The sequence below is a fragment of the Bacillus cereus group sp. BfR-BA-01522 genome (genome assembly GCF_022662635.1).
GTDB lineage: Bacteria > Bacillota > Bacilli > Bacillales > Bacillaceae_G > Bacillus_A > Bacillus_A cytotoxicus.
On record NZ_JAKUDY010000003.1, the window covers coordinates 16,388 to 40,781 of the forward strand.

Here is a 24,394-nt window from a genome sequence, read left to right on the forward strand (position 1 = left end):
GATATGAAAGCATGATATAAATTCGTAAGATGTTTCATATGTGAATTTACTTGTAGATCGTTTAAAGGGAATAGGGAAACTAAAGATGAAACCAGGTGATGATATAAAAAAATTTGATCAGCCGAATACAGTTGGATATAGCTTAACGGAATCAGAGTTTCAAACTATTATTAATGATAAGCTAAACATACAATATGATGAATATGATGGGGCGACAATTGTACTTCATCTTGGCTCCGCAAATGGTCCAATGCAGATTCTACAAGTAAGTATTGATATAGATTACAAGAAAAAGAATGATGAGGGAAAGTTAGTAGAATATATATTTCAGATAAAAACATACTTTAATAAAAAACAAGATAACAATCAAGACGCGAAAAAAGAATATGTAGGTTATAAAGCACAGTACAAAAAATAATAAATGATTAGGAGGGAGTAATATGAGTAAGGAAGGATTATGAAATTTAAGATGCCAAGAAAAAGTTTATCTGTGAAATGGTTGGTCCTTAGTAAAAAGACAGAGCCCCTCCACCTCAAATCTGTGTAGAGGGAAAAGGAGAGATATAGCCAGGGGGGATTTCGTTATTATCGATACATTGTCCACGTTCCAATGTCTTGAAATCCTAACCGTTTATAAATCCTCCCGGCAGCTGGGTTATTATAGAACAAGCAAAGTGTTCTTTCTTCTTTCTTAAAATCTTGAATCATTTTTTGTAAAATGTAGGAAGCGTATCCTTTGCCGCGATAATCCGGATGTGTACATACTCCAACGATCATTGCAGATAAAGAATTTTCGGCTGATGTAGAAGCGGAAGAGACCATTTCTCCATTTTCTTCAATGTAATATGTACGTCCTGTATTTGTTTCGAGTGATTGTCGTAATATTTTTTCAGATTGCTTCGACTGTGGAAATTCTTCAATATTGTTTCGAAGATGCATAATGCGCTCGACATCCTCTAATGTTGCTTGTTTAATTGCCGTATGAATCATCGTTTTTGGCAAGGCAGTATCATCTTTACATTCACAAAAATATGTTTTATTTTTTGTTCCAAGATGTATACCATGTACATCTTCAAATTTTTCTACAATGTCTGATTTACCAGAGATTTTAAGTGGTTTGTGAGGAGAGAGAATAACCTCATAGTCCGCAATAGAAAAGTTGCCCTTTCCATATAGGATAAATGAATCATGAAAGCGCAGTAATACAGACTGCAACATTTTCTTTTCTGTAAAGTACCCCCATAATTCTTGAAAGTCTGCATCGTATCCAAATGCTTCAATATCACCAAGGATAAATAGGTTAATGGATATTTCCTCTTTTAGAAATGCAAGAACCTGTTCATGATCACGCTTTGTTAATTTCCGTATCATTATAATTCCCTCTTTTTCTTTTTTCTAAATATTATTACTTATTAGTTTTAAATGCAATATGAAAATTTATGTTTAGTTCATGAAGTTTCGGAAAAACTAGGAAAGATATGACAAAGGAGGTTATGAACGGTGGAACATCCAATTCAAGGATTGATGAAAGCGGCAATGGAAAATTTAAAGGAAATGGTCGATGTTAATACAATTGTTGGAGAACCTGTTCAAACGGCTGACGGTGGTGTTGTATTAACAGTATCCAAAGTAGCGTTTGGTTTTGGAGCAGGAGGGTCTGACTTCCAAACTCATGATGGGCCGAAAACAAGCGGTAATGCTGCATTTGGTGGCGGAAGCGCAGGGGGTGTTTCTATTACACCAGTAGCGTTTCTTGTTGTGAATAAGGACGGTGTGAATATTCTTCACTTACAAAATGCGACGCATTTAGCTGAAAAAGTAATAGAACTGGCCCCGCAAACCATTGATAAAATCCAGTCTATTTTTCAAAAAAATGAAAAACAGACTGAGCCGCATCGCCCGCAAAATCCAGATGAAATTGCGTAAAAAAGCCTGTTTTTTAACAGGTTTTTTTAATTGTAATCACTATGTAATAAAACTTACGAAATTGTAAATAGTTTTTGAAGTTTTTTCTATGTTTCTAAAATTTTTCATGATAAAATATGCTATAGAATTGAAACATATAAAACGAAGGTGGCTAGGTGCTTTGTCTGGAGGATCTGACCAAGTAAAGAATATGATATATATTAATGGTAATCGTCGAGGTCATTGTTTTATTACTTCTGGAATTACATTTGAAGAGTTTGCAAATAATATCCCTTCACCTCTTCATCAAGTATTGCTTTTGAAGCATAATTTTGAGTGGACTGATTTTCATTATCATACTTTATTTGAATATGTTGAAGAAGACAATATACATAAGTTAATAAAAGCTGAAATTGATGAGTTTGATGAGTTTTGTTGGGTGGATTTTGATGATGCAAACGATTTAGATGAGTTAGAGCCGAAAGAAATTGCGGAGCTTCTATACTTGGCTCATAAGAAAGAGCCGCTTGGAAGAGCGTTCTTCCCATTGCTCAAAAATCGGTTTGTGTATTTTTCACATGATGATGGTTGGTATAACAAAGTATATTACCGTAGAATATCCGATTTTGTAGGGATGCTGAGCAAGGTGATTCCGTATAAGTTCGGTTCTTTTGGAAAGAAACGGTTTCCGTTCTTTCAGAAATCAAAAATTTTCCCAGCTATTTCAAAAGAAGTGATTCTTGAACTGATTCCGCTCATGGAAGACGGATTGTATATTGATTTGGGTGGAAAGATCGAGTCAAGAAGAGGGTTAGAGATTCCTGTATATGTAATTGGTTCGTATGAAAGTACGGACGAGATAGTGGATAACATTGAGGAATTAAAAGGAAAGGCAACGGAAACGGGTTGGCTTATTTTTGATAAGAAAGAACAAGAATGGCAATGGATTGCGGACTAAGAAAAACTTGACGGGATTGGTCAAGTTTTTCTTCTGTTTTGAAAGGAGAGCAAATGAAGAAATATTATACGATTGTAGGCATTGCGAGTCTTATTCTTATTGCGGTATTACTCTTAACTTGTCCGAAAGAAGCTGATTTTCGCTTATATATACAGGATAAGTATGGTTTAAACTGCCATCAAGATGACTTTACATGTATACAAAAGGTAGGAAAACAAGAAGAAAAAATGCAATTTGTAAGCACGGATGCACGAAATGGTGTATTCTTTCTAACAATAAAACAAAAATTCGAAACAGAGGCAGGCAAAAAGAAAGAATATAGCGGATTTGGTATATTTGGTACATTTTTGTTTGTTTCAGAAAAGACTTTCTCGTGATAGAAGGTCTTTTTTTAATCTTTCTGTTCATATAGATAAAGTAAGACAAGCATAGGAGGGGTATGAATGAAGAAGGTATGTATTGTTTGCGGAGGAGAGGATTTTTTTACATCTACATTATATGCTCGAACAAAACAAGACTGGGCGTATGCGCCGAATATGTATCGGTTTGAGAAAGTCTTTATAGAACAGCGAGATGAGGAGAATTATCCTGTATTTCAAGAAATTATCGCAAAACACTGCTGTGCATGTGGACATATTATGTTATATCATGAGTGAACACACCAAGTGAAACTTGGTGTGTTTTTTATAATGCTGACAAAACGAACGGATATAACAAAGTAAACAAGACAGAAAAACTACCAAACCCAATCGCTGTATATCCGAGAGTTTTCGCTCCGAAGTTAACAGCTACCAAACCAATTAAAATAGAAAGGGAACCGAGTGTAACAGGATAAAAGGCGATTGAAAATAAAGAAAGAAATAAAGCAACATAACCAATAATTGTACTTGTGTTACTTCCTTCCACTTCATTTGAGGTTTCTTTATGCCTTTTTCTTATAGGAAGGTGATGCGGTGCAATTTCAGCTGCATACTCTTCGTTTTTTTGGCCACTTTTAAAGTGGTGTGTTCGTTTTCTTGGCATATACATCCCCCTCTTTCAATTGGGTGTATCTTTATTATTTTTCACAAAGAAGAGAACATGAATATGAGTTATATCCAAATGAAGAAAAAATTGGTGAATATAGAGCCTGTTGCTATCATGTCCAGCTCTTTGGAAGAATAAACAGGAATTGAGGAAAAATGTGTGGAAAGATAATGAATGAAAATAAAGGAAGGTAGGGGAAGGGATGACAAAGTTTAATTGGCATAAATCAGCAGAGAAACAATGGAATCGTAATGCAGAATCTTGGAATCGAAATAGTCAAGAAATGTGGGATCATGGTAGCCGTAGTACAATTATCCCATTTTTTGAAAAGTATGTAGAAAAAGGAGAGAAGGTTTTAGATATTGGTTGTGGTGATGGGTATGGTACATATAAATTAAGTATAGCAGGGTATAAAGTATGCGGAATTGATTTATCGGAGCAGATGATTCAAAAAGCAAAAGAACGAGGAGAAGGAGAGAATTTATCTTTTATAAAGGGAGATTTATTAGCATTGCCATTTGAAAATGAGCGTTTTTCAGCGATAGTAGCTATTAATTCTTTAGAATGGACAGAAGATCCATTGCAGTCATTGCATGAGATTAAGCGTATTTTATATAGTGGTGGATATGCTTGCATAGCACTTTTAGGACCAACAGCAAAACCGCGTGAAAATAGCTATCCCCGTTTATACGGTGAAAATGTTGTTTGTAATACGATGATGCCGTGGGAATTTGAAAAATTAGCGAAGGAACAAGGGTTCCAAGTCGTGGATGGCATGGGTGTTTATAAGCGGGGAGTAAATGAAAAAATGCTTGAGCAATTATCTGTAGAACTACGGCAAGCATTAACTTTTTTGTGGGTATTTATGTTGAAGAAATAACATCTAAAGAAAGGCATACGTTTTAGGAGGGAAATGAGTGCAGAAAATACAAAAAACTGATACAATATGGTCAGAACCAATTAAAGGGGGACTAGGGTATATGACAACTACTACAACAGTTAAATCTGATATTGAGATTGCACAAGAAGCTCGTATGAAAAAGATTCAAGACATTGCAGCTGAATTAGACATTTTAGAAGAAGAACTGGAACCTTACGGTCATTATAAAGGAAAATTATCCCTCGATATTTTTAAGCGCTTACAAACAAAAACAGAAGGAAAAGTTGTTTTAGTAACAGCAATTAACCCAACTCCAGCAGGGGAAGGGAAATCAACGGTTACAGTTGGCTTAGGGCAAGCGTTTCATAAGATTGGTAAAAAGGCAGTCATCGCTCTTCGTGAACCATCCCTTGGGCCGACGATGGGTTTAAAAGGTGGTGCAGCAGGCGGAGGCTATTCGCAAGTTGTGCCAATGGAAGATATTAACCTTCATTTTACAGGCGATATTCATGCGATTACAACAGCGAATAATGCATTAGCGGCATTTATCGATAACCACATCCAACAAGGAAACGCACTTCAAATTGATACGCGTAAAATTGTTTGGAAACGTTGCGTTGATTTAAATGATCGCGCTCTTCGAAATGTTGTAATTGGCCTTGGTGGACCAGTTCAAGGTGTACCGCGCGAAGATGGATTTGATATTACAGTAGCATCTGAGATTATGGCTGTATTCTGCCTTGCAACGGATATTCAAGATTTAAAAGCACGTTTATCTCGCATTGTAGTGGCTTATAATTTTGAAAACCAACCAGTTACAGTGAAAGATTTAGGTGTAGAAGGTGCGTTAACGCTTTTATTAAAAGATGCATTAAAACCAAACTTAGTACAAACATTAGAAAATACGCCCGCTATTATTCATGGTGGTCCATTTGCGAATATCGCTCATGGTTGTAACAGTGTAATCGCAACAACAATGGCTGCGAAATTAGGCGACTATGTTATTACAGAGGCTGGCTTTGGTGCAGATTTAGGTGCTGAGAAGTTTCTTGATATTAAAGCGCGTGCGGCAGGAATTAAACCGGAAGCGGTTGTTATTGTTGCAACAATTCGTGCGCTAAAAATGCATGGCGGTGTAGCGAAAGATCAGCTAAAAGAAGAAAATGTAGATGCATTGGCAAAAGGAATGGAAAACTTACAAAAACACGTTGAAACGATTCAAAGCTTTGGAGTTCCATTCGTTATTGCAATTAATAAATTTATTACAGATACAGATGCCGAAGTAGCATATTTACAAAAATGGTGTAATGAACGTGGCTACGAAGTATCCTTAACAGAAGTTTGGGAGAAAGGTGGTCAAGGTGGTGTAGATCTTGCCGAGAAAGTATTGAAAGTAATTGAAAAAGGTGAAAATAAATACGCACCACTGTATGATTTAAACGCATCATTAGAAGAAAAAATTCGTACAATTGCTCAAAAAGTGTACGGCGCAAAAGATATTGAATTTGCTCCGAAAGCACGTAAGCAGTTAGCACAATTTGAAGGAGAAGGTTGGGGGAACTTGCCGGTATGCATGGCGAAAACACAATATTCTCTTTCTGACGATGCAACAAAATTGGGACGTCCATCTGACTTTATTGTGACAATTCGTGAACTAAAACCATCTATTGGTGCAGGGTTTATCGTTGCGTTAACAGGAACAATGTTAACAATGCCAGGCCTTCCAAAACAACCTGCTGCGCTTCAAATGGATGTAAATGAAGATGGTAAAGCAGTCGGTTTATTCTAAAAGGTTGTAATTCATCTCATTTATCTGTAAACTATATATACATCAAATGGCGCCTTTCGATGGAAAGGCGCCTGTTTTTTGGAGGAAATTATGTTTGATCCAACTGCTTTTGAAAATTTAAAAGTAATCGTAGAGGGAGCTATTTATGATTTCGATTTACACGGAGATATTCTTGTTACGAATCGAAAAGATATGATGGATCTTGCATCATTACGTCGTATATACAATATTTCATTTCAATTAACAGGACGATTAGAACATGCGGTTGAAGCAACGTTTTCGCTATCTGTTGATGCAAAGAATTTGTCTGGTGAAATATTAGAAGTCCCGCAATTTATACCGGGATGCGAAATGAAACTAGCATTTTCATTTCCGGTAGAACAACCAGAAGTAATGTGTCCTAAAACAGAAACACTATTACAGTCGATATGGGGAAAAGAACGAATGATTGTACAAACAATTTCATACGAATATAATAAGCAAGCGACTTCATATTATAATAAGACAGAAGTTCTATTTCAAAAAGCGATTACAGAAGACCATGTTGATGATTTAATAGCTGTTGTTTCTCACATGATAGAAACAGTGCGAGAAATACAGCATTTTCTTCAAAAATAGAGATAAAGGAGAAAAACGAATGATAAAAGATATGCAACCATTTTTACAACAAGCTTGGGAGAAGGCGGGTTTTAAAGAGTGTACTGAAATTCAAGCACAAGCAATTCCAACGATTTTAGACGGACAAGACGTTATTGCTGAATCTCCAACAGGAACAGGAAAAACATTAGCGTATTTATTACCCCTTTTACATAAGATTAATCCAGAAGTAAAACAGCCACAAGTTGTGATTTTAGCGCCAACACGCGAACTTGTTATGCAAATTCATGCAGAAGTTCAAAAGTTTACAGCGGGAACGGAGATTTCCGGTGCATCTTTAATTGGCGGTGCTGATATAAAGCGACAAGTAGAGAAATTGAAGAAACATCCGAAAGTAATTGTCGGTTCACCTGGACGTATTTTAGAATTAATTCGCATGAAAAAATTAAAAATGCACGAAGTGAAAACAATTGTATTTGATGAGTTTGATCAAATCGTAAAACAAAAGATGATAGATACGATATTTGATGTCATCAAATCAACAATGCGTGACCGCCAATTAGTATTCTTCTCGGCAACAATGACAAAAGAGGCGGAAGAGGTAGCACGTGATTTTGCTGTGCAACCACAATTCATATGCGTGAAACGTGCAGAAACAAAAAGCTTAGTAGAGCATATGTATATCGTTTGTGAGCGCCGTGAGAAAAATGAGTATGTAAGAAGAATTATGCATACAGGTCAAGTGAAAGCGGTAGCATTCTTAAACGATCCGTACCGCTTAGATGAAATTGCAGAGAAATTAAAGTATCGCAAAATGAAAGCAGCAGCTCTTCATGCAGAAGCAAGTAAACAAGAACGAGAAGCAACAATGCGTGCATTCCGCAGCGGGAAACTAGAAATTTTACTTGCGACAGACGTAGCGGCTCGTGGGTTGGATATTAACGACTTAACACATGTTATTCATTTGGAACTACCAGATACGTTAGACCAATACATTCACCGTTCAGGGCGTACAGGACGTATGGGGAAAGAAGGAACCGTTATTTCTCTTGTCACACCACAGGAAGAACGTAAATTACTGCAATTTGCGAACAAATTAGGCATCGTGTTTAAGAAACAAGAAATTTTTAAAGGCACATTCGTAGAGTCGAAGCCGAAAGCACCAAAGAAAAAGAAACCTGCATTTACTGGGAAAAGAAAACCGAGATAAGGGAAAGAAGACATGGCTATAAATTACTATTAGCCATGTCTTTTTTTGATGTCAGAAAAATTCCGTATATCTAAATCGCCTTAACCGCTCCTTATAAGTTCATATTTTTTTATTATAAAAGAAAAAGGCAGAAAATGAAAAATCATTTTCTACCCTTATGTAATGCTATTATTTTGAGTGGTTTTTACTGATTGACATAATGAAGAATCCAACGATTCCTCCAACAAGTGGAAGTGTAATCATACCAGCTAAAGTAAAGTATTTACTTAAAAATAGTCCGTTTACATCCATTACCCAGCCAGCGACAAATAATAACATCATATATAGTACGAAATAAAACTCACGATTGGAAAGCATTTTATGCTGTGCAGTTTTCATTATCAACACCATCCTTTTATGATTTATAATGGAATTGAAAATGTCACAATTTAGAATGTAAACTGTCACATTTTGTTCACAATTTAATTGTAAAACTTTCCAAAGAAAATGTCTAGTATTTTGTGTCGAATTTTTGAACAAAATTAAAGCGTTCTCATTAGAGGGGAACAAAATACATATGATGGAATGAACTTGAGAGAAGAGAAAGGAGTGTAATTAGATGACTGTTTATCATTTTTCTGTTAAAACAATGACTGGAGAAGAGAGGTCGCTCCGAGATTATGAGGGAAAGGTACTTTTAATTGTAAATGTTGCTAGTAAATGTGGGTTTACACCACAGTATAAAGGGTTACAATCTTTATATGAGAAGTATAAAGAGCAAGGATTTGAAATTTTAGGATTTCCATGTAACCAATTTGGAGGACAAGAACCAGGAGAAGAAGAGGAGATTTTAAATTTTTGTGAAATGAATTATGAGGTAACCTTCCCATTGTTTGCAAAGATTGATGTGAAAGGTAAACATGCTCATCCACTATATCAATATATAACAAAACAAGCGCCGGGCATATTGGGAATAAAAGCTGTAAAATGGAATTTTACAAAGTTTTTAATTGGTCGTGATGGAATAGTAATGAATCGTTTTGCTCCGCAAATAAAGCCAGAAGAATTAGAGAAAGCAATTGAAACACTTCTGCTCTAAAAATCACAAGTCACTACTTTGGTCACTTCCGTTAAACAGCTCATTCAATTTTTTTGCTACCGATTTTTGAATACTTAGTAGGACGTAACGGTATGATATTTATTATAGGAAAGATGAATTGTAAAAATATGTTTTTTTGAAGAAAGAGCACTTTGTGTATAGTTGCTCTTTTTATTTTTCATTTAATAGGAACATGTTTTTTCGCTATGATACAATTGTATTAATTTATCGTGCTGATACTAAATATAGAAAGGAGCATCAAAAAGTGAGCTTCCTAGATGAATTTGCAAGAGGAGTTAAAGAGTATTTAGAAAACGAGAAGAGTGAAAAAATGATTAAGGATGGGCATAGAGATGTGATCTTTCGATATTTATATCAACTAGAAATTAAAATAGGGGTTGTAAGAAATCCCGATTTTTCTTTTTTTACATCGGGTTTACGTTCGCATATAGTAGTGGAAAATATCGAATTTAAAACGGAAGTGAATACTGAACATAATATAATTGAAATTACAAAAATTGTTGATAAAGTAGCTACTTCTCTTGATACAATTATTGTACAAGATGGAGAATTATTTACTTTAGGTCGTAATGAAAAATTTACAACAAGGATCTTAGAAGACTATTTACGGGAAGTATTTAGTGAAAAGTTAGGATTATCATTAAACGAATGATTCGGCGTACTCAAATAAGACTTCAATATAATTTGTTTTTAAGCAGCCTATTGAAGTGAATTTTGATATAACGATATGTGTTCTCAGTACTTTTGATAGGTCTTCTAACTTTCATGAGGACATGAAAAAACAGTCACCCTTTGATATATGAAAGGGTGACTGTCATAACCTTAACTTAATGATTACAGCTCTGAATTGGGCTTTTTCATTCCTGGTACTTTATAATTTTATTAAGTTAATATAAGTTAAATCTGTCAAAGAAGAATTTAGGTTCATAAGGGGGGAAGTGAAATTAATATTATTTTTAATGAAATTATTACAGTTAAAGGCGATATTACTTCGACTGGTGAAAAATATTGTGTTGAGGGAACAATTAAATAGACTGAGTAAAAGTTAATTAGATTAATGGAGAATTGATAAAACTTTATTTGTTTCATTTTTTACCACAATAAAAAAACTATTAATATGGTGAACTGGATCACTAATGTGAGACAGGAATAAAACACTTACGCTACCTGTTCCCTATACTCAATCGGGGACAGGTAGTTTCATTTTTTTAACGGTCAAATGAAGTTTTCAAAATACATCTTCAACTTTTTTTAAATCCATTATCCACTTTAGAGACAGAATATTCTGCATTCGTTTACGAAATAGACATTATACTTAAAATATATATATGCAATTATTCATATTTATATAAAAACTTCGAAAATAATTGTATATTTAAATTTGTAATTATATGTTTTATTTTACTCATATTGAAGGGGGAAAATGTATGAAAAAAACTGTTATTACATTGCTTGCTGCAGGAACAATGTTAGGTGCACCTTTTTCAACTGCGTTTGCAGAAGAACAAGCACTTCAAAAAGAAGCAATGGATAAAATGGAAATCCAACAAAAAAATTGGAATGAGGGACAAGGAAGTCCAGCATTTCTCTCAGGGGAATTATCTAATAAGAAGGTAGAAAGTCAAAAAGCAGTAAAAGAGTTTCTTGAAGAAAATAAAGAACTATTTAAAATCAATCCACAAACGGATCTAACACTTAAAGAAGTGAAGTCTGATGATTTAGGTATGAAACATTATGTTTATACAAGGTCTGTAAATAAGGTACCTGTTGATGGTGCACAATTCGTTGTTCATACAGATAAAGAGGGTAAGGTAACAACAGTAAATGGAGATATTCACCCAGCTGCTGAAGAGAACCTAAAAGGGGATACAAAAGCAAAAATCACAAAAGAAACAGCTCTTTCAAATGCTTGGAAACATATTCAACTTACAAAGAATGATACTTTAGTAAAAGTGGATGGAAATACGTTAGATCAAGTAAAAGAAAACTTAGAATCTACAAATGAAAAAGCAGACTTAGTTGTATATGAAAAAGACGGAACTTATTATCTAGCGTTTAAAGTACAACTGCAATTTATCAAACCTTACGGAGCGAACTGGCAGATTTATGTGAATGCGGAAGATGGAACAATTATAGATTCATATAACGCAGTTACAGATGCAGATAGTCCTCGAAAAGGATATGGATACGGAGTATTAGGTGATCGAAAAGAATTGAATACAACTTTTGACAGTGTAAAAGGGAAATACTATTTAAAGGATACGACAAAGCCTATGAATGGAGGGTATATTGAAACATTTACGGTAAATCATAGTAATGCAGATTACCCAGTTAACTATCGTTTATGGGATGATGATAATGCTTGGATAAATAAAGAGCAAAGACCTGCGGTTGATGCTCATTATCATGCAGGAAAAGTCTATGATTACTATAAAAATGTTCATAATCGCAACAGTTTTGATGGAAAAGGAAAAACAATTCGTTCTGGTGTGAATTATGGAGTGAATGTAAATAATGCATTTTGGAATGGACAGCAAATGGTTTATGGAGATGGCGATGGGCGCGTATTCGCTCCTCTTTCTGGTTCTCTTGATGTTGTTGCGCACGAACTAACTCATGCTGTGACACAATATTCAGCTGATCTTCGTTATGTAAATCAATCCGGTGCATTAAATGAATCGTTCTCTGACGTATTTGGATATTTTGTGGATCCTGCAAACTGGGATTTAGGAGAAGCTGTATATACACCTGGTATTTCTGGAGATGCACTTCGTAGTTTATCAAACCCTGAGAAATATGGACAACCTTCTCATATGAGGGATTATCAATATCTTCCGGCAACTGAAGAAGGAGATAATGGTGGTGTGCATATTAATAGTGGTATCCCAAATAAGGCTGCATATTTGACAATTAATGCTATTGGTAAAGAGAAAGCAGAAAAAATCTATTATCGTGCGTTAACAACATATTTAACACCGACAAGTGACTTTAAACAAGCTCGTACAGCTTTACTACAATCTGCAGCTGATTATGATGGTTATGGTAGTGCAACATATAAAGCAGTAGAAACGGCTTGGAATCAAGTAGGAGTAAAATAGCCGAAAATCTATCTATGATATTTTAGTATTTATGTAATTTAAAGCATAAAAGGACCTATTTCTTGCTATATAAGTAGGTCCTTTTATAGATTAATGTATTTATTAATTTTTAATATATTCCGAAGTGTATATCAACTTGTTTTTTATATCAAAAATAATAATAAATTGCGGGTTATTTGACTAATAAGGGGGCACGTCAAACATCTATCAACTTAAGGTTACGTATGTATCATTTTCATCAAAAACAGCTATTCCATGAAAGAATAGCTGTTTTTATATCTTTAATGAATTTTACAAAAGGTACAGATTATGGTGCCGAAATGATTTTTTTATCCCGCTATTTTAGGGCAGTAAGACGCCCACCTCAAGATTCAGAGAGAAGCAAGGAAGATAGGTGGGAGTAGGGCTGCTCGTAACAGCCCGATTGGTGAGGGCTCATAATCATGAGATCTTCAGATGTCTTTTCCTTTGCAATGTAATGTAGTTAAAAACAAGTTATTAAAACTAAAAAATAAGGAAGTGTCGCCTTCTAGTATAATCGATATTTTTTAGTAATCTTTGATAAAGTAGAATCTCAATATTCCTAAAAATTAAACAATTTTTTCTATAATTTGAATATATTTACATTTTTGTAAATTAAGTTATATTTAGGGTGTAAGTTATAAAATTATTAAAGGAGGAATTGTTATGTTTAAGAAATTAGTAGTTGGAGCTTTAGCGACAGGTATTGCATTAACAGGAGGAATTGGGGCTGCATCAGCAAGTACAACAACTACAGAAAATACTGTTAGTCCTAAAACTGAATTCAGTACATTAGATTCGATTTTTAAAAGGGATGAAATCAGATATGATAATAGATTTGCTAACTATTTTTATCAAAATGGAGTTCATTGGTACCTGAAAGGAATAGAGGTAAAACATGATAAAGAAGGTAAAGTTTATTACGTAGGACATTATGAGGGAAGAAAAGGATAATGAAGTTTTAAATAGAAAAGCCTCAATAAGGAGGCTTTTCTATTTTTTTAGAACTACTTTTCCATAAAATAAGGGCATGTAAACTTAGACTATCAAATTAAGGGAGCTGCATATTTGTGGTCTTAAAATAGAAATTTTAAATATAGAAAACATTAATGAATAATAGTATTTTCCATCTCAATAATAGGAGACGTTAGACTGACTAGTTCAACAGATACACAAAAGGAAAGTACCTATAAGTGATCAGTTTTTTGAAGAAAACTTAGAGTTTAAACCTGGTTAATGTTCACTTTAAGGTTCTTAGTAAGTTGACTAAGGGCCTTAAAGTGTAAAAAACATAATAGTAGAAGGGTTGATGAAAATTATGGAGTATAGTATTGTTCAGCTAACAGAAAAAGATTGGATTCAGGTAAGCGATATATTTAAAGGGTATATGAACTAAAACGGCTACTATTGAGACGGAATGTTCTGATTGGAACAAATGGAAAATGAATCGTGATCTAAAGACATGTATAGTAGCTAAAATACATTAAACTATTATTGGATGGGCTTCTGTTAGTAAAGTATCATCAAGATGTGCATATGTAGGTGTGGGAGAAACTAGGGTAGGTAAATGGAATTTGGAAGGATAACGTTTTGATGGAGAGATGAAGTTGTAAGATAGGTTGTTAAATAAATGAAATAAGGTGATTATATGATTATTAATAATGGAAGCCAACTTAGTATGGAATACTTTAAGTCCTATTTTAAACTTGTTATGAATTTCCAGAAGTGTACTCTTATTGATGCCAAGGAGATCATACTGCATATGGAAATTATACATTTCAAAACTTTGAGCAAGTATATAAAGAATTAAATCAGATGGATGAATTGGTTACAAAATAAGAAAAATCGTATACTTTGTTTTAAGATGTTGCTCAACTAAAACATTTGCAGTGAATACCCAGAAGTAATAATTTTTTCTGAAAATGAGTTATATGACTTGAAACATATAAGTACTTAGTTATATACTTATATCGAATTCAGTTAGGGTTTAATATTTATTTTGAACAACTGCATAAGAATCTATTTTTTTACTCAACATATAAGTGTATGCTTATATAATTATTTGAAAGGAGGGATTGCGATGCAAAAAACAGTTGTAGAGTTAACGCAAGTATCCGGTGTTTTGAAGCTACTTGGGGATAAAACAAGACTTACAACCATTGCAATTTTAAATGAACGTAAATGTTGTGTATGTGAACTTCAAGTAGTCTTTGATATGAGCCAACCATCTATAAGTCAACATCTTCGAAAATTAAAAGATATTGGCTTATTAAAAGAAGAAAGACAGGGACAATGGATTTACTATTCTTTAAATGAAGAAAGTAGCTTTTATCCAATTATCAAAGATATTTTGCAACATGTTCCTGATCAGAAAGAAAATATTCAACAAATTGAAAAGTGTAATCCAACCCTTCGATGTAAATGTTAGTTTAACAATAGGAAAGGGAAGTGAGAAGAATGAGCAACACGGGGAAAAAGCGACTGTCATTCCTAGATAGGTATTTAACTCTTTGGATTTTCCTTGCGATGGTTATTGGAATTGGTGTTGGATATCTATCCCCTGGTTTTGTAGAGGGAATGAATAGCTTACAGGTAGGAACTACTTCTATTCCGCTTGCCATTGGATTAATTTTAATGATGTATCCTCCACTCGCGAAAGTTCGTTACGAAGAGATGGGGCGCGTTTTTAAAGATGTAAAAGTATTAGTATTATCACTGGTACAAAACTGGATTATTGGTCCAGTTTTAATGTTTGCTTTAGCCATTATATTTTTACCAGATAAACCAGAATATATGGTTGGATTAATCATGATTGGCCTAGCACGTTGTATTGCGATGGTTATCGTTTGGAATGACTTAGCAAAAGGAGATACAGAATATGCGGCAGGATTAGTAGCATTTAACTCTGTATTCCAAATGTTATTTTTCTCAGTATATGCTTATGTGTTTGTAACAGTTATTCCAGAATGGTTAGGAATTGAAGGTGCTGTTGTAGATATAACAATGGCAGAGGTTGCAAAATCAGTGTTTATATATTTAGGAATTCCATTCATCGCAGGAATGCTAACACGCTTGATTTTTGTAAAAACGAAAGGACGAGAATGGTATGAAAAAGTATTCATTCCAAAGATTGGTCCAATTACTTTAATCGCATTACTATTTACTATCATTGTGATGTTCTCTCTAAAAGGAGAAGTGATTGTTAGCATACCATTTGATGTTGTACGTATTGCAATTCCGTTACTCATTTATTTTGTAATCATGTTCTTTGTCTCTTTCTTTATGGGCAAAAAAATCGGTGCAAGTTATGGGGTATCAACAACATTAGCCTTTACAGCAGGAAGTAATAACTTTGAATTAGCGATTGCTGTAGCTGTAGGTGTATTTGGAATTCAGTCAGGTGCAGCGTTTGCAGCAGTTATCGGACCTTTAGTCGAGGTTCCAGTTATGATCGCACTTGTAAATGTCGCACTTTGGTTCCAGCGTAAATACTTTCAAACACAACCCAAATAAATATTCATAATAAAGGTGGAATTATCATGGAAAACAAGAAAATAATTTACTTTTTATGCACAGGAAATTCTTGTCGTAGCCAAATGGCAGAAGCTTGGGGCAAAGAATATTTAGGTGACAAATGGAATGTACTTTCTGCTGGTATTGAGGCGCATGGAGTAAATCCGAATGCGGTTAAAGCAATGAAAGAAGTAGATATTGATATTACGGATCAAACATCAGATATCATTGATCGTGACATTTTAGATAAAGCGGATCTTGTTGTAACACTTTGTGGTCATGCAAATGATGTGTGTCCAACCACACCGCCTCATGTAAAACGAGTTCACTGGGGATTTGATGATCCAGCTGGTCAAGAATGGTCTGTATTCCAAAGAGTTCGTGATGAAATTGGCGCACGCATTAAAAAATTCGCTGAAACAGGAGAATAATTGAAAACAAAATAAGCCGAGAATTTTTTCTCGGCTTATTTTATAAAGAAAGGGAGAAATCAGAGATGAAAAAGGTTGAAATTTTTGATCCTGCAGCACATGTTAATTATGTCATGCATGGAGAACTAGGAAATATTACGATAAGCCGAATGGATCCAGAAGTAGAAGTTGAAAACGATCGTAAGGAAGTCATAGAGCAAGCAAAAGATTCAGTTGATGAGGAGGGGGTAGCGTATCAGAGGTATTTGACTTACGTGCTGGAGGAGAAGAACCAGAAGGATTTCCAGCTGAAGCTAAGCGACATGCTTACCCAGTTATAGAAGAAGATGATGACTCTGTTAAAAATGCAATTGGGGCAGTTAAGGAAGCTGTAGAACAAGGAAAAAATATTTTTACCATTGCTCCGGTGGACGAAATCGTACAGGGACGGTTGCAACTGGGTTATTAGTAGAGTTAGGGCATGCATCTAACGTAGAAGAAGTGGAACAAAGAGCAAAAGAAATCCGTTCAAGTATTGCATAGTTTATATCAAAACAAAGAAGTAAAAAGGGCTGTCCCATAACTCGGTGAAACCGACTTATGGGATAGCCCTTTTTATTTTTAGTCTAGAACTTTCTTGTAATAAGACACAAACAACTGCAGGCCTCCCGTATTTCATTGCTTTCCCATTTTTCTTTCTTAAAGGATGAAACAATATATAAAATGAGTAGAATGATAGCAATCAAAAATAAAATTGCACCGATATTACTCCCAAAAACATGTTTTTACCTCCATTTGTAAAATATGATTTATTTAATTGTATAGCAATATATTAAGGGTATGTAGTTTTTAATAGGTTTTTAGATTATTTTTTCTTTATATCATAAAAAATAGATATAAATACTATTACTTTTTTGAGGTTCATTCATAGAGTATAGTATCTCGTCTGAAAGGAGGGAAATGAAATGAACTTACAATTAGTAGTGCTTTGTGTTTTGGAAGAAAATGGTGAGTTCTTCTTAGTTACAAAAGTGGATGATTTGATTACGTTAAAAGTGCCAATTCTTGAAAGTTTTGCGGAGTTCTTGCTAGCGATAGGTGCATCAAGATGTTCTTAATGTGAAGTAGTATAGTAGGAAGGTGTGAGAGAACTCCACCTCCCTACTAATACATAATATTTTTATGTTAACTAAATGTGTATCATAGTAAAATGGTTTTTATGTGAAATGAAAAGCGAAAAAAGTGCAGGTTTTTATTTTTATATTTGCGATTTATATATCGCTTGTATTTCTTCATTCTGATTTACTGCTATTTGGAAAGGTGGAACAGTTTCGTGCGGACATGCATATAGTATAGTGCTATAAAGCATATGAAAGTAATCAAATAGTATAGAAATGAATCAGAAATCCTTTCTGGAAAATAGATGAGGTGATAAATGAGATGAAAAAAATAACATACAACCTGCCGGTAGAATTGCGAAGAGAATGGTTTTTAATAGAATTGGCCTACTTAACGAAAAAATATGGAATTGAAATCGGGACAACTAGGGATGAAAGTTCTTTATTCTTACAAGATCAAGTTACAAGGCAGAAAATAGGTAGTGGCCTACACTATGATAAATATGACGATGAATATATAGTGGAGGGATTCCATATTAGTAAGTAGGTAATGATATATATAGGTTTTTGATACAAGATAAAAAAGATAAGCAAATTATCAGTATATACCTTTTTATGAGAGTGGTGAAAGTATGGAAGAAATTAATCACCTAAAGTCCAAAATGGAAGACTTAAAGTTAAATCAAAAGGAAATTATGCGAGATATTCGTAATTTGGAAACTCGTACAACGATTAACGAAAAAGATATTTCTACCATAAATAAACAATTAGAAAAAATAAGCTTGAATACAACTTGGATTTTACGGATTATTATCAGTTCAATTGTTTTAGCAATTTTAGGATTAATTATGAAAGGGACTATGTGAAGCAATATTCTATGTTTTTATTTGATGAATGGTATTTAAGAAAGCAGATTCTAACAAAATGAATCTTCTTTTTTATTGTATACAAGTGATAAAGTAGGAGGGGCTACTTTATTTACAGATTCGGGATTGAAAATGTTCTGCTGTTTTTTCTAGAATTGAACCTTATTTACGCACCTCTCAAGTGAAGGTTCTGTCTTACTTTTATTCTGTTTCTAATGAAATAAGTAACAAATTGGAAAGAGCGTTATCACAATATAATTGGATGAATCAACTGTTTGTAGGAGATAGAAAAACAGGAAGGACCGTTTCAATTTTAAATAATACAACAAAAATCTCCTGTTGATAGAAGATTTTTGTTGTATTACATGATAGTTTAGAATAAAAAAATTGATTATACTTTTTTGCTTTCATAAGTTAATAACTTGTTAAAAATACTTTCCCTTTCGTTTTTTTAAAGGATTCGACTGCATCGATAGCTTTTATTACATCTGTTAAATCATGAGTAGAATCAGCTGTCATGAAGCGTAATTTTTTATCCTCTATTAAATGAATCAAATGATGGAATGTTTCTTGCCATTTATATACTGAGACATTTTTATTCCAATTTCGTAAATGAAACATATTAGCATTTACTCTCGCCCTATTTACAATATCTCCCCAATTTACTTGTATCCCTGATAGAAGCCCTATGGTTAAAAAATTCCCATTAGGGTGTAAACAAAAAGCCAATTCATTTCCATCTGAGCCTCCAATGGAATCAATAGCAGCATCTGCCCCGATTCCATTTGTTAATTCCATCACTGCTTCATAGAGTGAAACGGTAGAAGTATCTATTACATAAGAAGCACCAAGGTGAAGTAAAGCCTCTGTATATTTCTTGTTTCTTGTAACTGCAATTAATCGAAAACCTAAAATCTGCGATAGTTGAGCGAAAAGGTGCCCAATGGAAGAACCACAAGCGTTAACCAATAAAACATCGTTTGGTTTTAATTTTAGAATTTCCGTACAAGTCACCCATGCTGTAATTGGATTAATATACATTTGTGCTGCTGTAAAGTCATTAATTGAATCAGGTATAGGAATAGCAAAGTCTGCTGATGTCTTAACAAATTCTTGCCAAGTACCTTCTCCACGTAAAGGTAAGACACGTTTGCCAATAAGGTCTTTAGAAACTAAGGAGCCTATATCTTCTACAATACCAACTCCTTCATAACCAGGTATGTTAGGTAAAGAAATCCGATGTGCATATGCTCCTCTTATTGGAATTAAGTCAGATGGATTTATAGGTCGCGCTAACATTCGAACTATAATCTCTTTGTTTTTTGGTGGTTCTATATTTTTATATTCAATTTTTAACACATTTTTAGGACTACCGAATTCGTAAAATTTAATGCATTTTCCGTACAAAACAATGCCCCCCTTAAGATAATTAGATTTATTATATCATCTTCAATTAAACTGTCTCTTTAATTTATAAAAAAAGAGGCTAAACGAGATTGAGAACATTGCCATATTTTTTTACGGCGTGATTTTACTCAAAGCTACAGTGAAAAATTTATTAAGTGTGCAGAGGTTAGCGAGCCAATCAAAAAAAGAGAATCATAATATGTAAGAATATCGTAGCATTTTAGGCATTTGCTCTGACCGTAAGACAAGTTCTGAATATGATAATAGAAAAGGAGATGATTTATAGTGCCAATTGCAGCAATTTCAGCAGGTCATAATAGCATCGTTCCTGGGGCAAACAGCTCTTACGGCAGAGAAGAATTAGTTGCTCGGGATTTTGTGCAGCGAGTTGGACATTATTTTAGACAAGCGGGTTGGAGTGTGGTAGATTGTACGGATAACGTCGGCACAACACAGACGGCCGTTTGGACCAATTGTGCAAATAATCATTTACGCGTGAAAAGTGCTTTTGATGCCACTTTTCATTTGAATTCCTTCAACGGTTCTGCAAGTGGAACTGAAGTGTTATATCATCCGAGTTATGGAAATTTAGCGAAGTGTGAACAACTTGGGAAAGTTGTTGCTAATGCATTTGGGACAAACTGGCGCGGGGTAAAATCTCGTCCTGATTTAGGGTGGTTAAATAAAACAAAAACAGATTATTATTTTGAACTATTGTTTATAGATAATGAAAGTGACATGAAGAAATATAATCAAAATGCGGACAAGGCGGCGCGTGCACTTGTGTCAACTGTTACAGGAGTAGATCTAGTACCCGTAAGTAAATATGTTGTCACAGGCGGATTAGGTGTGAATGCTATTTCGGAAGTTTCAAAGTATTTTTTAGATCATAATTGGTGGGCAAAGATTGAGTTTCCAGGGGAAGGAAACAATCCATTTGCTGTCACAGGTGGTTTAAGCGAAGAATCGCTTGCAAAGTTTGAAGCATGGTTAAAAGCGCGCGGATGGTATTATGAAGTAAGACAGTAGTTATAAAGCGAAACTTTAATCAGTGGGGTTTTTCCTCATCCCCCACTGATTATGAGCCCTCACCAATCGGGCTGCCCCTAAAATAGCGGGATAAATAAAAAATCCCCTAAGTGCTTGTATTTCAAACATTTAGGGGGTTCTTTGTTGGAAATGTAAAATGCTTCTAAAACTGCTCATTCTTCTCCCAAGATTCTACAATATAATGCGCAATCGTTGGATTGAATCCTTTTCCAACTAAAAACATAATTGCAGCAATTTCGGTCATTGCGTGTTCGTGGGATGTATGCTTTGCTTCATTCATACCGTATTGAACCCAAGGTTTTACGAAATCAAGGACAGGTTTTTTTAAAGAGAGAAACTGTGTGCCGACAACTTGTTGAATTTGTTCTTGTGTCGGTTCAGTTGGAATTGGTGTCGCAGGGCCTGGTGGTAAGATTTGTGGTTGTATCGGGTTTAATGTTGGTGCTGGTGGAGAAACGCGAAAGTTTGGATATGGTTGATACATTTGAGGTTGCTGATAGGTAGCTTGCTCTGATAAGTATGGATTTTGTTGATTTGTATTTGGAAGATACTGCGTTTCTTCTGAGTGTTGTGGCGTATAGGAATTCTGCCTATATTGAGGTTCTTGATGTTGTTGAGTGAGATATGGATTTTGTGAGATTTGGTTTTCTTGAAAGTTTTTTACAAAGTCTGACTGGCTTGAATACTGAGGTTGTGATGTTACGTGAAGCTCTTGGTCTGTGATTGCAGCATGTTGTTCTGCGTTTTGAGGGTAGTACGGTTGCCCAGGGTAAGGCTGTTGATTATGATAGAACATTTGATTTCCTCCTTCATCATCATACATACAAAATAGTCTATGGGCAGACAAGAAAATATGTGATGAAAAAATAAGGGCGTGTTACAATAAGAAACTGGGTGAAGATAAATGATAAAACAGGAACAAATTCAAAAAACAGTGACGTTTGTTAAAAATATTTTAGAAAAAGACGCAAGCGGGCATGATTGGTATCATATTGAGCGTGTACATAAATTAGCGACTTCTTTAGCCAAGCAAGAAGGTGGGGATCTTTTTGTTATTGAGATGGCAGCTTTGCTTCATGATGTTGCGGATGAGAAACTGAATGAAAGTGAAGAAGCTGGAATGAAAAAGGTTTCTGACTGGCTAGAGAAGTTAGGGGTAGAACAGGAAATAAGGAAACATATTCTACATATTATTGCAAATATGTCTTATAAAGGTGGACATGGCGGCAAGGTAGAGTCGATAGAAGGAAAAATCGTTCAGGATGCGGATCGTTTAGATGCTCTTGGCGCTATTGGCATTGCTCGTACATTTGCATATGGAGGAGCAAAGGGAAGATTAATGTATGATCCCAATATTCCGCCGTGTGAATCGATGACGAAAGAAGAGTATAGAAAAAATAATGATCCATCTTTCAATCATTTTTACGAAAAGCTGTTAAAGTTAAAAGACTTAATGAATACAGATGCAGCGAAGCGAGAGGCGGAAAGTCGTCATCTTTATATGGAAGAATTTATTGAACAATTTATGAAAGAGTGGAATGGGCAAATATGAAAATGTTAACAGTCGAAAATGTATCAAAATCATATGGAGATAAGCCGTTATTTCATGGATTATCATTCAGCATAGCGGAAGGACAACGTGCTGGAATTATTGGGGTAAATGGTACAGGGAAGTCAACATTGTTAAAAATTATCGCTGGTGTAGAAATTCCAGATACAGGCGATATGACACATACGCGCGGGTATACAATTAGTTATTTACCACAGCAGCCAGACTTTAAGGAAGATTTAACTGTTCTTGAACAAGTCTTTCATGGAGATACACCTCTTATTCGGCTTCTTCGTGAATATGAACAATCGCTATTGCAGATTGAACAAAATCCAAATAGTGAAAAAGTACAAGAGCAATTATTTGCGATGCAGCAACGTATGGATGCAATGAATGCATGGGAAGTAAATGCGAATGCGAAGTCTCTTTTAACGAAATTAGGGATCACAGACTTTACTGCAAGAGTTGGAAATTTATCTGGAGGACAAAAGAAACGTATTGCGATGGCACAATGTTTTATTGAAACACCGGATTTACTCATACTAGATGAACCAACGAACCATTTAGATCATGAAACAGTAGAGTGGTTGGAAGAGTATTTATCAAGGTATACAGGAGCTGTTTTACTTGTTACACATGATCGGTATTTCTTAGACCGCGTAACAAACCGCATTTTTGAATTAGATAAAGGAAAATTATATAGCTACGAAGGGAATTACAGTACATTTCTAGAAGCAAAAGCACTTCGTGAAGAACAAGAACTAGCGCAAGAAGCAAAACGACAAAATTTATATCGCCGAGAATTAGCTTGGATTCGCCGCGGAGCAAAAGCACGTTCAACGAAGCAAAAAGCTCGTATTCAACGTTTCGAAGATTTAAAGAATCAAGAAGGACCTGCTGCGAAGCAGGCTGTTGATATTGCACTTAGCGGTAGCAGACTAGGAAAGAAAGTGATTGAATTAAAAGATGTAACGAAAAAGTTTGGGGATAAGACGTTACTTCATAAGTTTAGTCATATTGTAAAACCAGGTGACCGCATTGGGATTATTGGAGCAAATGGTAGCGGGAAATCATCATTATTAAACATGCTTGCAGGTAAATTATCTCCGGATAGTGGTGAAATTGAAGTAGGACAAACTGTAAAAATTGCGTATTATACACAAGAAAACGAAGAAATGAATTTAAATCAACGTATGATTGAATATATTAAAGAGGTTGCAGAGGTTATTCATACGACAGATGACAAAGTCATTAGTGCTTCACAAATGCTAGAGCGTTTCTTGTTCGAGCCGCATTCACATGGAACGCCACTTGGGAAATTATCTGGTGGTGAGCGAAGACGATTATATTTATTGCGCATTTTAATGGGAGAACCGAATGTATTGTTATTGGACGAACCAACAAACGATTTAGATACACAAACATTAACAGTATTAGAAGATTATTTAGAAGATTTTCCAGGCGTAGTGTTAACCGTATCGCATGATCGTTATTTTCTAGATAAAGTCGTAGACGAATTATTTATTTTTACTGGAAATGGTGAAGTTCGTGAATTTTTAGGAAGTTATAGTGACTATTTAGAAATAGAAAAAACAAAAGAACGACTTGAAAAAGCTGAAGTACGAAAAGAAAAGAAAGTAGAAGAAGTACCGAAACAACAACGGAAACGCAAACTATCTTATCACGAACAACGCGAGTGGGACACAATTGAGGATAAGATAGCAGAACTGGAAGAAAAATTGGAAGCGGTTGGAGAAGAACTTGCAAATGTAGGTTCTGACTTTACGAAGGCGCAAGAACTTGCTGAAGCACAGGAACAACTTGAAGAACAACTAGAGAAAGCGATGGAACGATGGAGTGAGCTTTCAGATATTGTTGAAGGATTAAAATAAAAACAA

Annotated in this window: 27 protein-coding genes and 2 pseudogenes; 24 read left to right on the forward strand and 5 right to left on the reverse strand. The window is 34.8% G+C overall.

All coding sequences use genetic code 11. The features are described 5' to 3' along the window. Positions 1-28: 28 nt before the first annotated feature. Positions 29-418: pseudogene (locus tag MR059_RS05155) on the forward strand (DUF3952 domain-containing protein); the annotation flags it as partial. Between the two features lie 167 nt (positions 419-585). On the opposite strand, the gene MR059_RS05160 reads toward MR059_RS05155, so the two are convergent. Continuing rightward, a complete protein-coding gene (locus tag MR059_RS05160) occupies positions 586-1,371 on the reverse strand; it encodes a GNAT family N-acetyltransferase (RefSeq protein ID WP_242161610.1) in 786 nt (261 codons plus the stop codon). Positions 1,372-1,500: 129 nt separating this feature from the next. On the opposite strand from MR059_RS05160, the gene ytfJ reads away from it, so the two are divergent. The 4 genes from ytfJ to MR059_RS05180 all read left to right on the forward strand — a co-directional run bounded on the left by ytfJ (position 1,501) and on the right by MR059_RS05180 (position 3,519). Then, positions 1,501-1,926: a GerW family sporulation protein gene (ytfJ, locus tag MR059_RS05165; protein WP_012094072.1), complete on the forward strand. Its 426-nt coding sequence runs from the start codon at positions 1,501-1,503 to the stop codon at positions 1,924-1,926. Positions 1,927-2,086: 160 nt separating this feature from the next. After that, positions 2,087-2,863: a hypothetical protein gene (locus MR059_RS05170; protein ID WP_041809655.1), complete on the forward strand. Its 777-nt coding sequence runs from the start codon at positions 2,087-2,089 to the stop codon at positions 2,861-2,863. 53 nt (positions 2,864-2,916) lie between these two features. Next, on the forward strand, positions 2,917-3,240 hold the full coding sequence (locus tag MR059_RS05175) for a hypothetical protein (protein WP_012094074.1): 324 nt from the start codon (positions 2,917-2,919) through the stop codon (positions 3,238-3,240). 66 nt (positions 3,241-3,306) lie between these two features. Next, positions 3,307-3,519, forward strand: coding sequence for a hypothetical protein (locus MR059_RS05180; protein WP_012094075.1), 213 nt, complete (start codon positions 3,307-3,309; stop codon positions 3,517-3,519). A 28-nt stretch (positions 3,520-3,547) separates the two neighbouring features. On the opposite strand, the gene MR059_RS05185 is transcribed toward MR059_RS05180, so the two are convergent. Then, on the reverse strand, positions 3,548-3,886 hold the full coding sequence (locus MR059_RS05185; protein WP_012094076.1) for a hypothetical protein: 339 nt from the start codon (positions 3,884-3,886) through the stop codon (positions 3,548-3,550). 205 nt (positions 3,887-4,091) lie between these two features. Here MR059_RS05185 and MR059_RS05190 point away from each other — a divergent pair, with 205 nt between their 5' ends. From MR059_RS05190 to MR059_RS05205, 4 genes are all read left to right on the forward strand, one after another. Then, positions 4,092-4,769: a class I SAM-dependent methyltransferase gene (locus MR059_RS05190; protein ID WP_012094077.1), complete on the forward strand. Its 678-nt coding sequence runs from the start codon at positions 4,092-4,094 to the stop codon at positions 4,767-4,769. Positions 4,770-4,869: 100 nt separating this feature from the next. Next, on the forward strand, positions 4,870-6,558 hold the full coding sequence (locus MR059_RS05195; RefSeq protein WP_041810338.1) for a formate--tetrahydrofolate ligase: 1,689 nt from the start codon (positions 4,870-4,872) through the stop codon (positions 6,556-6,558). Between the two features lie 90 nt (positions 6,559-6,648). After that, on the forward strand, positions 6,649-7,176 hold the full coding sequence (locus MR059_RS05200) for a hypothetical protein (protein WP_242161611.1): 528 nt from the start codon (positions 6,649-6,651) through the stop codon (positions 7,174-7,176). Positions 7,177-7,195: 19 nt separating this feature from the next. Next, positions 7,196-8,365 (forward strand): DEAD/DEAH box helicase, encoded by a 1,170-nt coding sequence (locus tag MR059_RS05205; RefSeq protein ID WP_012094080.1) that lies wholly within the window; start codon positions 7,196-7,198, stop codon positions 8,363-8,365. A 168-nt stretch (positions 8,366-8,533) separates the two neighbouring features. On the opposite strand, the gene MR059_RS05210 is transcribed toward MR059_RS05205, so the two are convergent. Continuing rightward, positions 8,534-8,755: a DUF3925 family protein gene (locus tag MR059_RS05210; RefSeq protein ID WP_176371929.1), complete on the reverse strand. Its 222-nt coding sequence runs from the start codon at positions 8,753-8,755 to the stop codon at positions 8,534-8,536. 208 nt (positions 8,756-8,963) lie between these two features. Between MR059_RS05210 and MR059_RS05215 the strand changes: the two genes are divergently transcribed. The 12 genes and pseudogenes from MR059_RS05215 to MR059_RS05265 all read left to right on the forward strand — a co-directional run bounded on the left by MR059_RS05215 (position 8,964) and on the right by MR059_RS05265 (position 18,490). After that, on the forward strand, positions 8,964-9,443 hold the full coding sequence (locus MR059_RS05215; protein WP_012094082.1) for a glutathione peroxidase: 480 nt from the start codon (positions 8,964-8,966) through the stop codon (positions 9,441-9,443). Positions 9,444-9,708: 265 nt separating this feature from the next. After that, positions 9,709-10,116, forward strand: coding sequence for a DUF3942 family protein (locus MR059_RS05220; RefSeq protein ID WP_048723088.1), 408 nt, complete (start codon positions 9,709-9,711; stop codon positions 10,114-10,116). A 775-nt stretch (positions 10,117-10,891) separates the two neighbouring features. Continuing rightward, positions 10,892-12,562, forward strand: coding sequence for a M4 family metallopeptidase (locus MR059_RS05225; RefSeq protein ID WP_242161612.1), 1,671 nt, complete (start codon positions 10,892-10,894; stop codon positions 12,560-12,562). A gap of 687 nt (positions 12,563-13,249) precedes the next feature. After that, positions 13,250-13,537, forward strand: coding sequence for an LCI fold-containing protein (locus tag MR059_RS05230; protein WP_012094085.1), 288 nt, complete (start codon positions 13,250-13,252; stop codon positions 13,535-13,537). Between the two features lie 1,126 nt (positions 13,538-14,663). Then, positions 14,664-15,011 (forward strand): ArsR/SmtB family transcription factor, encoded by a 348-nt coding sequence (locus MR059_RS05235; RefSeq protein ID WP_012094086.1) that lies wholly within the window; start codon positions 14,664-14,666, stop codon positions 15,009-15,011. 29 nt (positions 15,012-15,040) lie between these two features. Continuing rightward, positions 15,041-16,096: an ACR3 family arsenite efflux transporter gene (arsB, locus tag MR059_RS05240; RefSeq protein WP_242161613.1), complete on the forward strand. Its 1,056-nt coding sequence runs from the start codon at positions 15,041-15,043 to the stop codon at positions 16,094-16,096. A 26-nt stretch (positions 16,097-16,122) separates the two neighbouring features. Then, entirely contained in the window at positions 16,123-16,527 is a 405-nt protein-coding gene (arsC, locus tag MR059_RS05245) for an arsenate reductase (thioredoxin) (protein WP_012094088.1), read from the forward strand. Between the two features lie 65 nt (positions 16,528-16,592). Further along, positions 16,593-16,847: a hypothetical protein gene (locus MR059_RS22180; protein ID WP_396021793.1), complete on the forward strand. Its 255-nt coding sequence runs from the start codon at positions 16,593-16,595 to the stop codon at positions 16,845-16,847. Beyond that, positions 16,760-17,049 (forward strand): annotated as a pseudogene (locus MR059_RS05250) (tyrosine-protein phosphatase); the annotation flags it as partial. The gene MR059_RS22180 and the pseudogene MR059_RS05250, both read left to right, overlap by 88 nt. A gap of 422 nt (positions 17,050-17,471) precedes the next feature. Continuing rightward, a complete protein-coding gene (locus MR059_RS05255) occupies positions 17,472-17,624 on the forward strand; it encodes a hypothetical protein (RefSeq protein ID WP_012094090.1) in 153 nt (50 codons plus the stop codon). Positions 17,625-17,946: 322 nt separating this feature from the next. After that, positions 17,947-18,171 (forward strand): hypothetical protein, encoded by a 225-nt coding sequence (locus MR059_RS05260; RefSeq protein ID WP_012094091.1) that lies wholly within the window; start codon positions 17,947-17,949, stop codon positions 18,169-18,171. Positions 18,172-18,256: 85 nt separating this feature from the next. After that, the gene (locus tag MR059_RS05265) at positions 18,257-18,490 is read left to right on the forward strand and encodes a hypothetical protein (protein ID WP_012094092.1); all 234 of its coding nucleotides are present in this window, start codon (positions 18,257-18,259) and stop codon (positions 18,488-18,490) included. 414 nt (positions 18,491-18,904) lie between these two features. Here the strand turns inward: MR059_RS05265 and MR059_RS05270 are convergent, their stop codons facing one another. Beyond that, positions 18,905-19,897 (reverse strand): zinc-dependent alcohol dehydrogenase family protein, encoded by a 993-nt coding sequence (locus MR059_RS05270; protein WP_012094093.1) that lies wholly within the window; start codon positions 19,895-19,897, stop codon positions 18,905-18,907. 285 nt (positions 19,898-20,182) lie between these two features. Between MR059_RS05270 and MR059_RS05275 the strand changes: the two genes are divergently transcribed. Continuing rightward, positions 20,183-20,926: an N-acetylmuramoyl-L-alanine amidase gene (locus MR059_RS05275; RefSeq protein WP_012094094.1), complete on the forward strand. Its 744-nt coding sequence runs from the start codon at positions 20,183-20,185 to the stop codon at positions 20,924-20,926. A 163-nt stretch (positions 20,927-21,089) separates the two neighbouring features. Here the strand turns inward: MR059_RS05275 and MR059_RS05280 are convergent, their stop codons facing one another. Continuing rightward, positions 21,090-21,743, reverse strand: a complete 654-nt coding sequence (locus MR059_RS05280; protein ID WP_012094095.1) for a superantigen-like protein SSL4 — start codon at positions 21,741-21,743, stop codon at positions 21,090-21,092. Positions 21,744-21,851: 108 nt separating this feature from the next. On the opposite strand from MR059_RS05280, the gene MR059_RS05285 reads away from it, so the two are divergent. Together MR059_RS05285 and MR059_RS05290 are read left to right on the forward strand one after the other, a co-directional pair. Beyond that, positions 21,852-22,499, forward strand: a complete 648-nt coding sequence (locus MR059_RS05285; RefSeq protein ID WP_087094850.1) for an HD domain-containing protein — start codon at positions 21,852-21,854, stop codon at positions 22,497-22,499. Then, positions 22,496-24,388 (forward strand): ABC-F family ATP-binding cassette domain-containing protein, encoded by a 1,893-nt coding sequence (locus MR059_RS05290; protein ID WP_087094851.1) that lies wholly within the window; start codon positions 22,496-22,498, stop codon positions 24,386-24,388. Before MR059_RS05285 ends, MR059_RS05290 begins: the two co-directional genes overlap by 4 nt. Positions 24,389-24,394: the final 6 nt, after the last annotated feature.

Excerpts from the sequence above, each read along its gene's own strand:
- MR059_RS05160 (WP_242161610.1), bottom strand. The coding sequence starts at position 1,371 with ATGATACGGAAATTAACAAAGCGTGATCATGAACAGGTTCTTGCATTT.
- MR059_RS05175 (WP_012094074.1), top strand. The coding sequence starts at position 2,917 with ATGAAGAAATATTATACGATTGTAGGCATTGCGAGTCTTATTCTTATT.
- MR059_RS05180 (WP_012094075.1), top strand. The coding sequence starts at position 3,307 with ATGAAGAAGGTATGTATTGTTTGCGGAGGAGAGGATTTTTTTACATCT.
- MR059_RS05185 (WP_012094076.1), bottom strand. The coding sequence starts at position 3,886 with ATGCCAAGAAAACGAACACACCACTTTAAAAGTGGCCAAAAAAACGAA.
- MR059_RS05190 (WP_012094077.1), top strand. The coding sequence starts at position 4,092 with ATGACAAAGTTTAATTGGCATAAATCAGCAGAGAAACAATGGAATCGT.
- MR059_RS05195 (WP_041810338.1), top strand. The coding sequence starts at position 4,870 with ATGACAACTACTACAACAGTTAAATCTGATATTGAGATTGCACAAGAA.
- MR059_RS05200 (WP_242161611.1), top strand. The coding sequence starts at position 6,649 with ATGTTTGATCCAACTGCTTTTGAAAATTTAAAAGTAATCGTAGAGGGA.
- MR059_RS05205 (WP_012094080.1), top strand. The coding sequence starts at position 7,196 with ATGATAAAAGATATGCAACCATTTTTACAACAAGCTTGGGAGAAGGCG.
- MR059_RS05210 (WP_176371929.1), bottom strand. The coding sequence starts at position 8,755 with ATGGTGTTGATAATGAAAACTGCACAGCATAAAATGCTTTCCAATCGT.
- MR059_RS05215 (WP_012094082.1), top strand. The coding sequence starts at position 8,964 with ATGACTGTTTATCATTTTTCTGTTAAAACAATGACTGGAGAAGAGAGG.
- MR059_RS05225 (WP_242161612.1), top strand. The coding sequence starts at position 10,892 with ATGAAAAAAACTGTTATTACATTGCTTGCTGCAGGAACAATGTTAGGT.
- MR059_RS05230 (WP_012094085.1), top strand. The coding sequence starts at position 13,250 with ATGTTTAAGAAATTAGTAGTTGGAGCTTTAGCGACAGGTATTGCATTA.
- MR059_RS05235 (WP_012094086.1), top strand. The coding sequence starts at position 14,664 with ATGCAAAAAACAGTTGTAGAGTTAACGCAAGTATCCGGTGTTTTGAAG.
- arsB (WP_242161613.1), top strand. The coding sequence starts at position 15,041 with ATGAGCAACACGGGGAAAAAGCGACTGTCATTCCTAGATAGGTATTTA.
- arsC (WP_012094088.1), top strand. The coding sequence starts at position 16,123 with ATGGAAAACAAGAAAATAATTTACTTTTTATGCACAGGAAATTCTTGT.
- MR059_RS22180 (WP_396021793.1), top strand. The coding sequence starts at position 16,593 with ATGAAAAAGGTTGAAATTTTTGATCCTGCAGCACATGTTAATTATGTC.
- MR059_RS05255 (WP_012094090.1), top strand. The coding sequence starts at position 17,472 with ATGAACTTACAATTAGTAGTGCTTTGTGTTTTGGAAGAAAATGGTGAG.
- MR059_RS05260 (WP_012094091.1), top strand. The coding sequence starts at position 17,947 with ATGAAAAAAATAACATACAACCTGCCGGTAGAATTGCGAAGAGAATGG.
- MR059_RS05265 (WP_012094092.1), top strand. The coding sequence starts at position 18,257 with ATGGAAGAAATTAATCACCTAAAGTCCAAAATGGAAGACTTAAAGTTA.
- MR059_RS05280 (WP_012094095.1), bottom strand. The coding sequence starts at position 21,743 with ATGTTCTATCATAATCAACAGCCTTACCCTGGGCAACCGTACTACCCT.
- MR059_RS05285 (WP_087094850.1), top strand. The coding sequence starts at position 21,852 with ATGATAAAACAGGAACAAATTCAAAAAACAGTGACGTTTGTTAAAAAT.
- MR059_RS05290 (WP_087094851.1), top strand. The coding sequence starts at position 22,496 with ATGAAAATGTTAACAGTCGAAAATGTATCAAAATCATATGGAGATAAG.